This window comes from Variovorax sp. J22R115, from assembly GCF_030317005.1.
Classification (GTDB): domain Bacteria; phylum Pseudomonadota; class Gammaproteobacteria; order Burkholderiales; family Burkholderiaceae_C; genus Variovorax.
Genome location: NZ_JASZYM010000001.1, coordinates 507,054 through 522,365, shown reverse-complemented (window position 1 = coordinate 522,365; position 15,312 = coordinate 507,054). Strand labels below are relative to the sequence as shown.

Annotated in this window: 15 protein-coding genes; 3 read left to right on the top strand and 12 right to left on the bottom strand. The window is 67.5% G+C overall.

Annotated features, from left to right (window positions below; genetic code table 11):
- Positions 1 to 15: 15 nt before the first annotated feature.
- The 6 genes from QTI04_RS02285 to QTI04_RS02260 all read right to left on the bottom strand — a co-directional run bounded on the left by QTI04_RS02285 (position 16) and on the right by QTI04_RS02260 (position 6,155).
- Complete coding sequence (locus QTI04_RS02285; RefSeq protein ID WP_286604515.1) at positions 16 to 393, bottom strand: response regulator; 378 nt, start codon at positions 391 to 393, stop codon at positions 16 to 18.
- A gap of 395 nt (positions 394 to 788) precedes the next feature.
- On the bottom strand, positions 789 to 1,823 hold the full coding sequence (locus QTI04_RS02280; RefSeq protein ID WP_286614026.1) for an RNA methyltransferase: 1,035 nt from the start codon (positions 1,821 to 1,823) through the stop codon (positions 789 to 791).
- 91 nt (positions 1,824 to 1,914) lie between these two features.
- A complete protein-coding gene (locus tag QTI04_RS02275; RefSeq protein ID WP_286614025.1) occupies positions 1,915 to 3,522 on the bottom strand; it encodes a GMC family oxidoreductase in 1,608 nt (535 codons plus the stop codon).
- Positions 3,519 to 4,523, bottom strand: a complete 1,005-nt coding sequence (locus QTI04_RS02270; protein WP_286614024.1) for an ABC transporter substrate-binding protein — start codon at positions 4,521 to 4,523, stop codon at positions 3,519 to 3,521. Before QTI04_RS02270 ends, QTI04_RS02275 begins: the two co-directional genes overlap by 4 nt.
- Positions 4,524 to 4,560: 37 nt before the next feature.
- Entirely contained in the window at positions 4,561 to 5,388 is an 828-nt protein-coding gene (locus QTI04_RS02265) for an ABC transporter ATP-binding protein (protein ID WP_286604521.1), read from the bottom strand.
- A complete protein-coding gene (locus tag QTI04_RS02260; protein WP_286604523.1) occupies positions 5,385 to 6,155 on the bottom strand; it encodes an ABC transporter permease in 771 nt (256 codons plus the stop codon). The genes QTI04_RS02265 and QTI04_RS02260 overlap by 4 nt, the downstream gene beginning before the upstream one ends.
- A gap of 145 nt (positions 6,156 to 6,300) precedes the next feature.
- On the opposite strand from QTI04_RS02260, the gene QTI04_RS02255 reads away from it, so the two are divergent.
- Together QTI04_RS02255 and QTI04_RS02250 are read left to right on the top strand one after the other, a co-directional pair.
- Positions 6,301 to 7,029, top strand: a complete 729-nt coding sequence (locus QTI04_RS02255) for a GntR family transcriptional regulator (protein ID WP_286604525.1) — start codon at positions 6,301 to 6,303, stop codon at positions 7,027 to 7,029.
- Between the two features lie 4 nt (positions 7,030 to 7,033).
- Positions 7,034 to 8,194, top strand: a complete 1,161-nt coding sequence (locus tag QTI04_RS02250; protein ID WP_286614023.1) for a mandelate racemase/muconate lactonizing enzyme family protein — start codon at positions 7,034 to 7,036, stop codon at positions 8,192 to 8,194.
- Between the two features lie 61 nt (positions 8,195 to 8,255).
- On the opposite strand, the gene QTI04_RS02245 is transcribed toward QTI04_RS02250, so the two are convergent.
- Positions 8,256 to 9,398, bottom strand: coding sequence for a hypothetical protein (locus QTI04_RS02245; RefSeq protein ID WP_286614022.1), 1,143 nt, complete (start codon positions 9,396 to 9,398; stop codon positions 8,256 to 8,258).
- A gap of 136 nt (positions 9,399 to 9,534) precedes the next feature.
- Between QTI04_RS02245 and QTI04_RS02240 the strand changes: the two genes are divergently transcribed.
- Positions 9,535 to 10,092 (top strand): hemerythrin domain-containing protein, encoded by a 558-nt coding sequence (locus QTI04_RS02240; RefSeq protein WP_286614021.1) that lies wholly within the window; start codon positions 9,535 to 9,537, stop codon positions 10,090 to 10,092.
- A gap of 183 nt (positions 10,093 to 10,275) precedes the next feature.
- Here the strand turns inward: QTI04_RS02240 and QTI04_RS02235 are convergent, their stop codons facing one another.
- From QTI04_RS02235 to QTI04_RS02215, 5 genes are all read right to left on the bottom strand, one after another.
- Entirely contained in the window at positions 10,276 to 10,698 is a 423-nt protein-coding gene (locus QTI04_RS02235) for a universal stress protein (RefSeq protein WP_286604534.1), read from the bottom strand.
- 118 nt (positions 10,699 to 10,816) lie between these two features.
- Positions 10,817 to 11,446, bottom strand: coding sequence for a 3'-5' exonuclease (locus tag QTI04_RS02230; RefSeq protein ID WP_286614020.1), 630 nt, complete (start codon positions 11,444 to 11,446; stop codon positions 10,817 to 10,819).
- A complete protein-coding gene (locus QTI04_RS02225) occupies positions 11,443 to 13,263 on the bottom strand; it encodes a putative nucleotidyltransferase substrate binding domain-containing protein (RefSeq protein ID WP_286614019.1) in 1,821 nt (606 codons plus the stop codon). The genes QTI04_RS02230 and QTI04_RS02225 overlap by 4 nt, the downstream gene beginning before the upstream one ends.
- 21 nt (positions 13,264 to 13,284) lie before the next feature.
- Positions 13,285 to 14,970: a cation acetate symporter gene (locus tag QTI04_RS02220; RefSeq protein WP_286614150.1), complete on the bottom strand. Its 1,686-nt coding sequence runs from the start codon at positions 14,968 to 14,970 to the stop codon at positions 13,285 to 13,287.
- A 32-nt stretch (positions 14,971 to 15,002) separates the two neighbouring features.
- Entirely contained in the window at positions 15,003 to 15,311 is a 309-nt protein-coding gene (locus QTI04_RS02215; RefSeq protein ID WP_286604538.1) for a DUF485 domain-containing protein, read from the bottom strand.
- Between the last annotated feature and the right edge of the window lies 1 nt (position 15,312).

The following is a 15,312-nucleotide window of genomic DNA, read 5'->3' as shown; positions in this document are numbered from 1 at the left end:
GGCGCCTCGAAGGCATCAGGGGTGACGGGCTTCCATGCAGAACTCAAAGAACCGCTCGAGTTCACTCGCCTTGTCGAAGATGGCGTCGGCGCCAGCTGCCCTGCAAGCGGCCCGCATTGCGTCGGTGGCGTCGTTCGTCAGGACGGCGAGGCGCTGGCGCGGCTCCCGCCCCTCGCACCAGCGGATCACGCCCAGACCACTGCCGCGCTCCAGAAAGATGTCGACGACGGCAAGGTCCCACTGCCCCTTGTGCCGAGCCAGCCATTCGATTGCCTCGTCTTCCGATGCAGCCACAGCCATCACGTTCGCCGAGCTCAGGACTTCCAAAGCAGGAATCAGCTGCTCCCGGATATTGCAGTTGTCCTCCACGAGAAATACCGATAGCGCGAGCATGCGAGGCCTTCCTGGTCCAGAGTTTCGCCCACCGTAGAGCACTGCCTGCGCAGCGAGGTGAGCGCTCAGGAGTTGCCGAGGTAGGCGCCATTCGCCATCGGCCGCAGCGAGGCCGCGATGAAAAGTTGACGCCGCGACGTCCATCCGCCAAGGGTGCACTCTGAAGCCAGGGTCAGCTCTCGGCCCCAGTGGAAGTCCACGGCAAAAGCTGACAGTGGGCTCCGGGGCGCCGTTCGACGTGCAAGACGACCTCTCGGGCGGCGGACGGGAGGCTTCGGTCTGCGCGTAAACACCGAGGGCGGCTGTGCCAGGGCCTGGCGTGCGCACCGGCCGGTCACGAAGCAATTGAGCGACTTCGAGGTGTGGATCGCCGCCGTGGCCGACTCGGCGGAAGGCTAGCGCCGGTCTTCGGCCCTTCGAAGCGGGATACGTACTTCAGCGGCGCGGGCCCTCAACTGACCGCACCCACCGTCGACATCCTGTCCGGCCGAGTAGCGCAGCTTCGTCAGAATGCCCCGCTCATGCAGCGTGCGCGCCATCTGTTTGCAGCGCTCCCACGACGGGCGACGGAATCCGACGCCCTCCACGGCGTTGAATGGGATCAGGTTCAGCACACCGTACTTGCCGGAGAGCAGCCTGACGATGCCTTCGATCTCCTCCTGACCGTCGTTGACACCTTCCAGCAGCGTCCACTGGTACTGGATCGGGTAGCCGGTGGCTCGAGCGTAGCGTTCGCAGGCAGTGACCAGTGCCTCGGGCGTCAGGTTCGGCGCGCGCGGAAGAAGTCGTCTGCGCAAGTCGGCCCTGGTCGTGTGCAACGAGAGTGCCAACGCCGGTCTGACCCGTCCCTGCTGCAGTCTCTCGAACACGCGTGGATCGCCCACGGTGGAGAACACCAGGTTCTTGTGGCCGATGTTGCCCGCGGTGCCGAGCAGGTCGATCGCCTCCATGACGTTGTCCAGGTTGTGGGCCGGCTCACCCATGCCCATGAACACCACCTTGCGCACCGGACGGCGCATGCGCGCGAGGGCAACCTGGGCGATGATTTCGGCACTTCCCAATTGGCGCAGCAAGCCGTCGCGCCCCGTCATGCAGAACTGGCAACCGACGGCACACCCAATCTGCGACGAAACGCAAAGTCCGTCCCGAGGCAGCAAGACACTTTCGACGGTCTGACCGTCCGCCAATGCGACCAGCAGCCGCTCGGAACCATCGGCGCCGGGATGAACCGCGTGGATGCGCGCCAGTCCGGCCAGATCCGCTTCAATGCCCGGCAGGGCCTCCAGCAGGGACGATGGGAAAAAGCTCGCCGGCAGACGCTTGCCGCTGTCTCGGGGCAGCGCATGGGACCACAGCCGCAGGACCCGGTGCTCGTGCAAGGGACCCGCTCCGGCGTCCCGCAGTCGCCGCTTGAGTTCGAGGATTTGCATGCCACGGATTTTGCACCGCGGGCAGTGCGCATCCTGGGTGGGCGCGTGTGCGCGACGCGTGCGCCGAAGGTCGGCGACTGGCCGATGAAGGTCAAGCGCCGCTCAACAGAAGGTCGGCGCCCTTCTCCCCGATCAGGATCGCGGCCGCATTGGTGTTGGCCGAGGTCATGGTCGGCATCACCGATGCGTCGATCACGCGCAGTCCCTCCACGCCGCGCACGCGCAGCCTGGCATCGACGACCGAACGGGCGTCGCCGCCCATGCGGCAGGTGCCAACCGGATGGAACACCGTACCGCCCTTGGCGCGCGCGAACTGCGCGAGCTCCTCGTCGGTGCGCAGCGCGTTGCCCGGCAGGTGTTCGACGCCGGTCACCAGGTCGCGAAAGGCCGGTTGGGCGTAGATCTCGCGCAGGATCTTCAGGCCTTCCACCAACACGCGAATGTCCTGCGGCTCGGTGAGGTAGTTGGACACGATGCGCGGCGGCGCCAGCGGATCGGCCGAGCGCAACGACACCGTGCCTCGCGACTCTGGCCGGCACTGCGCCGCGGAGGCCGAAAAACCCGGGAAGCGGTGCAGCGCGTCGCCCGGCTTGTCGACCGACAGCGGCATCACGTTGAAGAGCACGTCGGCGCGCGGATCCTTGGCGACCGCCGTGCGAACCATGCCGCCGACCTGGCCCGCGCCGACCGTGAGTGGGCCGCGTTGGCCGAACAGCCATTGCGCGCCCATGCGGGCCAGCCCGAGCGGGCTGCGCACCTGGTCGTTGAGCGACATCCGCTCGCGCAGCTTGACGATCACACGCGCCTGGTAATGGTCCTGCAGGTTGGCGCCGACTTCCGGCGCGTCCGCCTGCACCGCGATGCCCTGCCGCCGCAGCGCCTCGGCCGGCCCGATGCCCGACAGCTGCAGCAGCTGCGGGCTCTGCAGCGCGCCGGCCGAGAGGATCACGTCGCCATCCGCCTCGGCACGGTGCAGCGCTCCGTCCTCGAGCCATTCCACGCCGGTCGCTCGGCCCCCTTCGAGAATCACGCGCGTCACATGCACGCCGGTGCGCACCTGCAGGTTCGGCCGCGCCATGGCGGGTGTCAGAAAGGCGCTGGCCGCATCGCACCGCCAGTGCCCGCGCAGCGTCAGCTGATACACGCCAAGGCCCTCGTCGCGGGCGCCGTTGAAATCATCACTGGCCGGAAAGCCCGCCTGTGCACCGGCCTCGAGCCAGGCCGCGCAATAGGGATGATCGTTGCGCAGGTCCGAGACGCCGAGCTCGCCGCCGCCGCCGTGGTATTCGCTTTCGCCACCCGCATAGCGCTCCGACTTCCTGAAAAACGGCAGCACCTCGCGGTAGCTCCAGCCCTCGGCGCCCGCACGTGCCCAGTCGTCGAAGTCCGCGTGCTGGCCGCGGATGTAGATCAGTCCGTTGATGGCGCTGGAGCCGCCCAGCACCCGCCCGCGCGGCCAGACGATGCCGCGGTTGCCGGTCTCGGGCTGGGGCTCGACGTCGAACTGCCACGAAAAGCGCGGATCGTAGATCGAGCGGAAGTAGCCCACCGGCAGGCGCAGCCAGAAATGACCGCCCGCACCGCCGGCCTCGAGCAGCAGCACGCGGCGTCCGGCGCCGCTGAGCCGGTTGGCCAGCACGCAACCGGCCGAGCCGGCGCCGACGATGATGTGGTCGAAGCCTGCGCGCGCAGCCGTCATGCCTTCACGAGGGCGGTGAACAGCGACGGATCGAAGTACTGCTGCGCTTTCAGCGCGTTCGGGATGTTGGCGGTCTGGACGAAGAAGTCCGTCACCTGCTGCAGCCATTGCGTGACCGTGCCGTCGGCGTACTTGGTGCGCCACTCGGCCGACGAGTAGTACTTGGAGGCCTTGAACTGCTCCTTGAACTCGGCCAGCGGCACTTCCTTGTACTGCGTCTTCTGCAGTTGCTCGGCGGCGACGTCGGGGCTGGACACGATCTGCTCGTTGGCCGGCAACCAGCCCGCGATGAGCTTGCCGAGCACCGCCTTGTTCTTCTCGTAGTAGTCGTTGCGCGCGGCCCACCCGCCGACGATGGCCGCCTGCGGGAAGAAGGCAGAGGCATCGACGATCTTGCTCGCCCCCGGCAGCTTCTGCCGTACCACCGAATCGAAGGGCGCCCACAGGGCCACCGCCGGCACGGCGCCGGAAATCAGCGAGGTCACGGCCTCGGACATGCGCTGATTGACCAGTTGCACGTCCTTGGCCGGGTCCAGCCCCGCGGAACGCAGCGCGCGATCGAGGAACACGTGGGCCGTGGTGCCGGTGGTGGTGGAGATCTGCTTGCCCTTGAGGTCGGCGAGGCTCTTGATGCCGGAATCGCCACGCACCCAGAGCTGGGCCGTCGCGTACTCGACGTCGTTGATCAGAAACACCTTGCCCTGCCCGCGGGCCGGGAAGTTGGACAGCACCGCGCCCGTGGCGAGCACGTCCAGGCTGCCGCCGATCATCGCCTGGAACAGCTCCAGCCCGGTCGTGAACAGAACGGGTTCCAGTTCCAGCCCCTGCTTCGCGAAGCTGCCCGACTGGATCCCCAGCCAGAGCTGACCGTCGACGGCCGGCGTATGCAGATAGCCGACCTTGACCTTGGTGCGCGACTGCGCAAGGGCCGGAAGACCGATGCCGAGGGCCGCGGTGGCGGCGACGGTGTGGCGAATGAAGCTTCTGCGCTGGATGGGCATGGGTGGGTCTCCTCTTGGGTTGAAAGCTGACGGTCGATCAATCGGCCACGCGCACCGTCTGGCGCGCCTGGGCCGCGTATTCCTGCATCACGAGCTCGCGGATCTGCGCGCGCAGGGCGCCGAAGCGCGGGTCCTCGTGCACGTCCTCCGCGCGCGGAAAGCCGAAGGGCACATCGATCACCGTGCGGATGCGCGCCGGTCGCGCCGTCACCACCACGATGCGCGAGGACAGGTAGATCGCCTCCTCGACCGAGTGCGTGATCAGCAGCACCGTCTTGCCTTCGGTCTGCAGGACTTCGAGCAGCAGGTCCTGCATCGCGCTTCGCGTCTGTGCGTCGAGCGCGCCGAAGGGCTCGTCCATCAACAGGAACTGGGGCCGCACCGCGTAGGCCCGCGCGATCGCCAACCGCTGGCGCATGCCGCCGGAGAGATGCTTGGGGAAATGGTCGGCAAAGTCCTTCAGGCCCATCAGCCCCATGTAGCGCTCGACGATGGCCTGGTGTTCCGGCTTCGGGACCTTGTTGCCTGCCAGCTTGAGGCCGAAGGCGATGTTCTGCCGCACCGTGAGCCAGGGGAAGACGCCGTACTCCTGGAAGATCACGCCGCGGTCCGGCCCGGGCCCAAGCACCGGCCGGCCGTCGAGCAGCACCTGCCCTGCGGTGGGCTGCACAAAGCCGCCGAGGATGTTCATCAGCGTCGTCTTGCCACATCCCGAGGGGCCGATGATCGAGACGAACTCGCCCTGGCGGATGTCGAACGACACGCCGTCGAGCACCCGCATCGGGCCCTGCGCGGTGGGGAAGTCCACCGACACATCGCGAAAGGAAACGCGCACCGGCGCGTCGGTCGTGCGGCCGCCGCTCATGCGATGCGGTCCTGCCAGGCCACCAGGCGGCGGCTCAGTGCGCGCAGCAGCAGGTCCATGACCAGCGCAACGAAGCCGATGCAGATGATGCCCACGTAGATGATGTCGAGCTGGAAGAAGGCCGAGGCGTTCTGGATCAACGCGCCCAACCCCTGCTGCGCGGCGATCAGTTCCGACGCCACCAGCGTGGCCCAGGCCACGCCCAGCGCCACGCGGATGGCGGTGAGGATATGCGGCACCGTCAGCGGCACGATCACCTTGGCGAAGATCTCGAAGTCGTTGGCCCCCAGGGTGCGTGCCACCCGCACGTAGATCGGGCTGATCTGCGCAATGCCTTCGTACATCACGATCACGCCGGCGAAGAACGAGGCGTAGAACAGGATCATGGTCTTGGCCGCCTCGCCGATTCCGAAGTACACGATCACCAGCGGGATCAGCGCGATGGGCGGCAAGGCGCGGAAGAAGTTGATCACCGGGTCCACGAAGGTGCGCAAGCTCTTGTACCAGCCCAGGCAGAAGCCCACCGGCACGGCCAGGAGCGTCCCCAGCGTGACGCCGATGAACACCCGCTGCGTGGACATCCACACGTCGAGCGGCAAGCGATCGCCCGCCAGCTCAATGAACTTGGCCGCCACCTGGTGCGGCGCCGGCACCAGCGCCGGATTCACCAGTCCGCTGGCACGCACCGCGTACCAAACCAACAAGAGCGCCAGCCAGGGCGCGAGGATCAGGGCAGCACGCCGGGGCGCCGAAAACGATGGCGACAAAACGGGTCTCCATGAAGCATGGCCAGCGGCCGTGTTGTTGTGCTCGATCAGTCAGGTCATACTATAGACCAGACCTTTAGCTGATCACAGCGACCGACCCGCCAGTCTTCGACTTTTTCCGCATAAGCTTCTGCCCCTGTTTCTCATGTCCGTCGCGCACTTTTCCGACAGCCCGATCCCCCGCTACCTGCAGGTCGCCGGCGTGCTGCGCCAACGCATCGCGCGCGGCCTGTGGCCCCAGGGACATCGACTGCCCTCGCTGGAAGCGCTCGGCGCGGAGTTCGGCGTGGCACGCGTCACCATGCGCCAGGCCATCGACCTGCTCGCGCGCGATCACCTGGTGTCGCCGCAGCAGGGCCGCGGCACCTTCGTGACCGGGCGCCCCGCCAACGAACGCTGGCTCAACGTGGTCACCACACTCGACGAGCTGGCTCGCGTGTACCGCGACACCGAGCCGCAGATCGTCAACATCGACGAATCGACCACCGCACCGGCGCTGCGTCCCGATGAAGGCACGCCGGCCGAGCGCTACGTGTTTATGCGCCGCGTGCACTCGCGCGATGGACAGCCGTACTGCGTGATCAACATCCACCTGGACGAGCGCATCTTCCGCCGCAGCCCCAGGCGCTTTCGCGACGAGACGGTGATCCCGCTGCTGACCTCGATGAAAAGCGTGACCATCGCGCACGCGCACCAGGTGCTGACCATCGGGACCGCCGACCTGGAGGTGGCCCACCTGCTCGGTGTTCCCGTCAACGCGCCCGTCGCCGAGGTGCGCCGCGTGTTCCGAGACGAGTCCGGCCGCGTGATCTACTTTGCCGAAGTGACCTACCGTGGCGATGCGATCCACGTCGAGATGAACCTCAAAGCATGACCCCATGACCGACGACGCCACACTGCCCTCCTCTTCGATCACCCTGGCCCGACTCGAAGCCCTGGTGTTCCGCTATCCCGTGAAGACGCCGGTGCGCACCTCCTTCGGCGTGATGCACGACCGCCCGGCCGTGTTCGTGCGCGCCGAGGATGCGGATGGCGCCGTCGGCTGGGGCGAGATCTGGTGCAACTTCCCCGCCTGCGGCGCGGAGCACCGCGCGCGCCTGCTCGAGACGGTGATGGCACCGCTCCTGCTGGACCAGCCGTTCGCGGGCCCGGCAGACGCCTGGGCCACGCTCACCGAGCGCACGGCGGTGCTGGCCATCCAGTCGGGCGAGCAGGGGCCGATCGCGCAAACGATCGCGGGCATCGACCTGGCCCTGTGGGACCTGAGCGCGCGTCGCGCCGGCCAGCCGCTGTGGCGCCACCTGGGCGGCACACGCAGCAGCGTTCCGGTCTACGCGAGCGGCATCAATCCCGACCAGCCGGAGCGCATGGCGCTGCGCCGGCGCGACGAAGGCTACCGAGCCTTCAAGCTCAAGGTCGGCTTCGGGCAGGAGCGCGACCTCGCCAACCTCGACGCGATGAGGCGCGCGCTGGGGGACGATACCGAGCTGATGGTGGACGCCAACCAAAGCTGGTCATTGGCCGAGGCGCAACGCATGACACCGCTGCTCGCACCCTACGCCCTGCGCTGGCTCGAAGAACCGCTGCGTGCCGATCGCCCATGGACAGACTGGCAAGCGTTGCAGGCCTCCACGCAGATTCCCCTGGCCGCCGGAGAAAACATCGCGGGTGGCGAAGCCTTCGATGCCGCACTGCACGCCGGCGTGCTGTCCGTGCTCCAGCCCGACGCGGCCAAGTGGGGCGGGATCTCGGGCTGCTGGCCCGTCATCCGCCGCGCCCAGGCGGCCGGTTTGCGCTACTGCCCCCACTACCTGGGTGCGGGTGTGGGCCTGCTGGCCTCGGCGCACCTGCTGGCAGCAGCGGGCGGCGACGGCCTGCTCGAAGTGGACGCCAACGACAACCCGTTGCGCACAGCCGTCGCGCCCGCCCTCCAACGCCTGGGCAACGACGGGTGCGTGAGCCTGGGCGATGCGTCGGGCATCGGCGTCGAGCCGGATCCGCATCGGATCGCCGAGGTCATCCGCGCCGCATCCGCTTGAGTCAGCACCCCGCAAGCGCGGCGGCCGACCGGCCCGTTTTCAGTCCAGCCTGCGCTGCGCCCTATGCGAGTACGCGGCGCTGCAGCCTTGGAGCGGCGACCTTGCAATTCTCGATCTCGAGAGCGAAGTGCATGCGCGAGCCGTCGACAGTCAGCTGCAGTTTGAGCCGCGCCGTGATCGCGCTGCACGCGAGTTGGAAGCTTGCCCACGTCGCCATCGCGTCACGTGCCGACATCGACGGCATCTCCACGGTCAAACCCTCGCCCAGCGCCTCCGAACGAAGCACGAGCGCATTGCGCCCGTCGCGGCGTCCCTCCATGTGCGCTCGCAGCCCCGGCACGGCGAACGGTGCGTCGCCGAGCTGCACCTCGCCCGAAAGCGCCGTGCGGCCCAACAACAGGCGCGCCTGCTCCGTCAATCCCTGGCTCGCGCCGCCGCTCTGGCGGAGCATCGCCTCAGCAAATTCCTGCAGGCGCAGCTTGCCGCGCTCGGAAACCCACGCGCCCAGCAACGCCCCGCGCCGCTCGAACTCGACGCCCCCGAGCGGCGCCGAGGGGAACTGGTACACGTAGCTGCGCCCATTCGGCGCATCGACATAGATGCCCATCCGGCTCACGCCCATGCGCGAGTCCGGACCCACGTTCTGCACGGTGGCGTCGTTGAAATCGATCTGTCCCTGCCGTATCGGCACCGTGACTTCGGCGTCGAACAGCAGGTGCGCGTCCGTGATCTGCCCGCGGATCGTGCCATCGGCCTGCGCCAATGGGCCCAGCGACGGCACATCCGGCACCGCGTGCGGCGCAAGGCGGCCGGCGGCAGGTGCCACGCTGCCCGCCGCGGGCAACGCGTCGCGTACCTTCTGAACTTCTACCGGCATCACCAAGGGTCCGGACAGCTTCACTCCCGAGAGCTCGGCTTCGATCGCCTCGACCGAAGAAAGATGCAGCCCGCCAGCCTCGGCCCGTACCTGCCCGGCCCCTCCACGCACGACCATGCGGCCGATCTCCAGGACCAGCGCCCCGGAGGAAATCCGGAGCGCTGTCGCCTCGAAGTTCCGGATCCCGACCTTGACGTCGCCGTCCTGTCCGGGTTCCCAGGTGACGCCTTCGAGCGAGCAGCGATTGCGCACGGCGGCTTCGGACGATGGGCCCAGGCTCATGCCGAGCACGAGTTCGATGATCGAGGACGCGAGCCGGACGGTCATGAGGCCACATTAGCAGACATCTCGCACCGCCCTGGAAGAGATCGTCCGACCTCGATTCCCTGATCTAGCTCAAAGAATCGCCTCCCATCCGGGCCTAGACTGGTCATCTCCCTCATCGGCTCTCGGAGGTTTCGATATGGCGGAATGGGTCGCGCAATGGCATGCCGAGCATGTCCGTTTCTCTCAGCTGCTGGACTTCCTGGATGCGCAGGTCGCTGAACTTCACGAAGGCGAAGACCCGGATCTGGGCGCCATGTGCGACGTCGTGTCCTATCTCAGCGAGTTTGGCGACCGCTTTCACCATCCGCGCGAGGACGTCGCGTTTGCTTGCATGGTGGCGCGCGATCCGGCGCTGCGCCTGCCGGTCAACCGCTTGCTGCAGGAACACCGCGCGATCGCTTTCGCGGGCGAGCAACTCGTCGCGCTGCTGAGCGAGGCCATGGCCGAAGGCGTGGTCCTGCGTTCATCGATCGAAGCGTCGGCGGCCCTGTACCTGACCTACTACCGTCACCATCTCGCCACCGAGGAGCGGCAGATCGTCCCGATGGCCGCGCGCCTTCTCACCCCGCAGGACTGGGACGCCGTGGCGAGGTCGAATCCGTCGGGGTCGGACCCGGTGGCCGCGGCGGCGTGCAACGACGCGTACCGGGCGTTGCGCGAGCGGATGGCGACTCGGGCCACGACGACGCCGTGAGGAGCGGCCGCCCGATGGTAGCCATCGGCGGCCGAGCGAGGAAGCAGTCGAAGCGCCGCAACTCAGCGCTGCGAGAGCTCGAACCAACCGATCCGCAGGCCCTGGCCGCCCTCGCCCAGTCCCGCAGCCACCAGGATCACGGTCGCGAGCAGGGTCGCAGCGACGAACAGGATCGCCTTCATTTCAGCGCACCAGCAAGACCGGCACCGCGCATTTCGCGAGCACCTTGGTCGCGACCGAGCCCAACACCAGGTTCTTCAGGGCGCCGACGCCGTGCGACCCCATGACCAGGAGGTCGAACTTTCCCGATTCGGCGTACGACGCGATCTCCTCGGCCGGATGGCCCACCTTGTGAACCGCCTTGGCGTGAATCCCGTGCTCCGCGAGGAGCGCGCGGACCGGTTCGAGAACGACCCGCGCATCATCTTCGTAGTAGCCATGGACGAGGTCCGGCCCGGCGAACGCAGCCGCCCGGTGCGGGACCGGGAGGACCGCGTAGAAGACCGTGAATGAATGGCCCGTCACCCACAAGTCCTTGTGTGCGCCGAGGTAGGAGATCATTCGTTTCGTGTAGTCGCTGCCATCGACGGCAAGAAGAATCTTCATGGTGGTCTCCTGTCGAGAAGTCTGGATGACCCGATGTTCGTCGCTGCCTCGGTGGTCTGGTTTGAGCCAGATCAAGCTCTCGATGAGCCGGCCTGCCGCCACCATCGAACTGAAGTGCTTACAGAAGGCCTCGCAACTTCACGAACGCCAAGCCCGCCATGACGGCATCGTCCAGTGCATCGTGCGCACCGCGAAGCGGCAGCCCCAGGTCATTCATCATCGTCGCGAAGCGCAGGTCGATGGTGCCGCCGCGCAGGGGCGCGGGCAGCTGCCGGTTCTTGTAGTCGTAGTACATGGCCGACACCTCGATCTTCGGCTGCGGCAATCGCAGGCCGAGCAAGGGCCAGATCTCGCGATTGAGCATGGCGACGTCGAACTCCAGGTAGTAGCCCACCAGCGGACGGCTGCCGATGAAGTCCATCAGCCGGCGCATCGCCTGCGCCGCATCGATGCCGAGCGCAACGTCCTGCTCGCGCAGGCGATGCACCCGCACGTTGTCGGCCGTCATCGCCCGCTCGGGCCGCACCAGCAACTCCAGGCGCTCGCTGGTCAACAGCCGGTTGCCGACGATGCGCACCGCGGCGATCGAGATGATGCGATCGTGGCGCACGTCCAGGCCGGTGGTCTCGCAGTCGACCGTCACCCACTCGCCTTCGGGCGGCGCGTCGTACATGAACGCAAAGTGCGGGTCGGCCAGGTGATAGAGCAGCCATTGGCGGCGCAACGCACCCGCCCAACGCAGCCTCATACGCCCCCCAGGTGGAATTGATGCCGCACCAGCGCCTTGAAGCGCTTGACCACTGCGAGCGCATCCTTCAGCAGATCGCGCTCCAGGCTGCTCAAGCGTTCGACCCGCACGCTGCCGCTGACCGCTTGCCCGGCATCCCATTCGGCCAGGCCGGCCTTGAGCTTGAGTCCCATCAGGAAGTGAAGACTGTCGGCCAGGTCGTTGGCCAGTTCGGCCGGCAACCGGCCGTTGGCCACCAGTGCGTCGAGCCGCGCGGTCGTGCCCGTGGCCTGCACGTGATCGCGCAGTGCCAGGCTGCGCACGCCGTGCACGATCGGGAAGATGCCTGCCCTCTTCAGGTCGAGCGACTGCCGCTCGTGCTCGCCGAGAAGCAGCAGGCGGCTCCACCAGCCGCTCGGCGCGTCGGGGAACAGATCGACGGCCGCCGCAAATTGTCCGAGCAGCGCGTCATTGGCCACCACGAGACGATCGATCTCGGCGCGCACCTCGCCGAGCAGCGAAGCGTCGCCGGCGACGGCGTGGGCATCGATGAAGGTGGCCAGCGCCATCAGTCCTTCGGCATCGGGCAGGAGCAGCCAGCGCCGGACCACGGCGCGGAAGTCGCTCGCGCCGTGCCGCCAGGCCGGGTTGCTGACCATGATCCCCCCGGGGCACTCGGGGTAGCCGAAGTCGCGCAGCGCCGCCGAAAAGCGCAGACAGGTCGATTCGACGACGGCATCGCTGACCGGCGTGCCGTCCCGCAGGATCAGCCCATTGTCCTGGTCGGTCTTGAGCAATTGCTCGCCGCGTCCCTCGCTGCCCATGACGAACAGGCAACTGTCGGCCAGCAGCTCAGGGGGCGCGATCAGTTGCCAGGCTCGCTCGAAGAGCTTGGCGTTGAGCGCCTGCACCAGCCTGCCGATCTGGCCGACGCGCGTCCCGCCGCGGTACAGCAATGCGATGAAGTCCGTGATCTTCCCGGCCTCGGAGCGCAACTCGTCGAGACTCTGCGCGCGCACGACCCGCACGGTGATCAGGTACGAATGGTTCGACAGGAAGCTCAACAGATCGAGTTGCTCCAGCAAGCCCACAACGCGCGAGCCATCGGCCACCACGAGCCGGTGGACCTGATGCCGGATCATCAGCGCCAGCGCGTCGAACAGGGGCGCATCCGGCGCGATGCTCACCAGTGCGAAGGTGGCCAGCTCGCGCACCGGCCGCCGGTCCAGCGGCTGGCCCTCGACCACTGCGCGCTGCAGGCCCGTGTTGGTGAAGATGCCGAGCCGCTCGCCGTCGCGGACCAGCACGCTGCTCGAATGCTCGGCGTGCATCAGCCGGGCCACGGTCACGATGTCGGCGGCTCCGTCCACGACGTGCGCCGGTCGCAGGAATGCTTCCTCGACCCGCGACATCGTCAACGCATGCATCTCGCGCTGCTCGTGGCGCTGCGCCAGGGTCTCGAGCTTGTTCGACAGGTCCGCGAACAGGAGCGAGCCGAAGGTCGCGTTGCGGGCGATCAGGGCCATGACGGCGGCCTTGGCCAGCAGGTAGGCGACCACCTCCTCGGCGGCCACGAACCGGCTGCCGGCGCGCCCGGCCATCAGCGAACGGCCGTCGAAGCAATCGTTGGGCCCGTAGCCTGCCACCGCCTCGCCCGCGTCCAACTGCGAGACGTGGCCCTTGATGATGACGAAGAGGTGCGCGGGTTCGACGCCCGGCTCCAGCAGCGCTTCACCCTCGCGAAAGTAGGCGATGTCGACGTGGTCCCGCACCAGCTTGCGCTCGTCCTCGTCCAGGCAGTCGAAGGGCGAGGCCGAGAAGTCGAAGGCGTTGGGCATGGCCGATCGATGCGAAGGGCCTCAGTGTCCGGATGCACCCTCCGCGCCGATGCCGGTCTCCGAACGCACCTGCTGCGCGAGGAACCCCGCCCGGTCCTTGGCCGCGCGCGGGCTCTTGTCGAGGATCGAGAACAGCCAGATTCCGACGAAGCCGATGGTCATGGAGAACAGCGCCGGCGACTGGTAGGGGAACAGGGCCGAGCCCTTGGGGTTGCCCAGCGTCGCCTCCCACACGGCCGGCGACACCACCGTCAGCACCACCGAGGAGACGAGCCCGAGAAACCCGCCGATGACCGCGCCGCGCGTGGTGCAGTCCTTCCACAGCACCGACATCAGCAGCACGGGGAAATTGGCAGACGCGGCGATCGCAAAAGCCAGACTCACCATGAACGCGATGTTCTGCTTCTCGAACACGATCCCGAGCACGACCGCGACGACGCCCAGCGCGACCGTCGTGATGCGCGACACCTTCAGCTCGGCCACGCTGTCCGCCTTGCCCTTCTTGAACACGGTGGCATACAGGTCGTGCGACACCGCCGATGCACCGGACAGGGTGAGGCCCGCCACCACGGCCAGGATGGTCGCGAAGGCCACTGCCGAGATGAAGCCGAGGAACACGTTGCCGCCCACCGCCTTGGCCAGGTGGACCGCTGCCATGTTGCCGCCGCCGAGCAGGCCCCCCTTGGGGTCAAGGAACTGCGGATCGGTCAGCACGAAGGTGATCGCGCCGAAACCGATGATGAAGGTCAGCACGTAGAAGTAGCCGATCCAGGTGGTCGCCCACAGCACGGACTTGCGCGCCTCCTTGGCGTTGGGCACCGTGAAGAAGCGCATCAGGATGTGCGGCAGCCCGGCCGTGCCGAACATCAGCGCCATGCCGAAGCTGATCGCCGAGATCGGATCCTTGATGAAGCCGCCCGGCCCCATGATCGAGAAGCCTTCCGCGGCAGCGGCCTCGGGCGGCTTGCCCGCGGCGGTCGCGATGGCCGTCTTCACTTCGACCGCCTTCGCGAACATCGCTTCGGGGCTGAAGCCGAAGTTCCACAGCACCATGAAGGCCATGAAGGTCGCGCCCGCGAGCAGCAGGCAGGCCTTGATGATCTGCACCCAGGTGGTCGCCGTCATGCCACCGAACAGCACGTACACCATCATCAGCGCGCCGACGATGACGACCGCGATCCAGTACTCCAGCCCGAACAGCAGCTTGATGAGCTGCCCCGCGCCCACCATCTGCGCGATCAGGTAGAAGGCCACGACCACCAGCGTGCCCGACGCCGCGAACACGCGCACCGGCGTCTGCTCGAAGCGGAAGGCCGCGACATCGGCAAAGGTGAACTTGCCCAGGTTGCGCAGCCGCTCCGCCAGCAGGAAGGTCACCACCGGCCAGCCGACCAGGAAGCCGATCGAATAGATCAGGCCATCGAAGCCGCCGACCATCACCGCCGCCGAGATGCCGAGGAACGAGGCGGCCGACATGTAGTCGCCCGCGATCGCCATGCCGTTCTGGAAGCCGGTGATGCCGCCGCCGGCCGTGTAGAAGTCGGCCGCGCTCTTGGTCTTGGCCGCGGCCCATTTGGTGATGAAGAGCGTGCCGACGACAAAGGCGGCAAACATGCCGATCGCCGTCCAATTGGTGGCCTGCTTGTCGAGCTGGCCGAGATCGGCGCCCGCGGCCTGCGCGGCTTGCGCTGCCGCCAGCAGGACCATCAGCCCCAGCGCCTTCGCAACGAGGGAGCGGCTCATTTCAGGACCGCCTTGGCGATCTCGTCGGTCAGCCTGTCGTACTCGCCATTGGCGCGGTGGACGTAAATGCCCGTGATGACGATGGTGAAAACAATGACCCCGAGCCCGAGCGGCATGCCGATCGTCGTGACGCCGCTGCCCAGCCGGGTCGCGAGGAAGGGCTTGTCGAAGGCCACCAGCAGGATGAAGCCGTAGTACACGACCATCATCGCCGCGGTCAGCCACCAGCCGAAGCGCGAGCGCTTCGACTTCAGCGCCTGATAGTTCGGGTCGCGCAGGATCCTCGATGTCAGATCGTTTTCCACT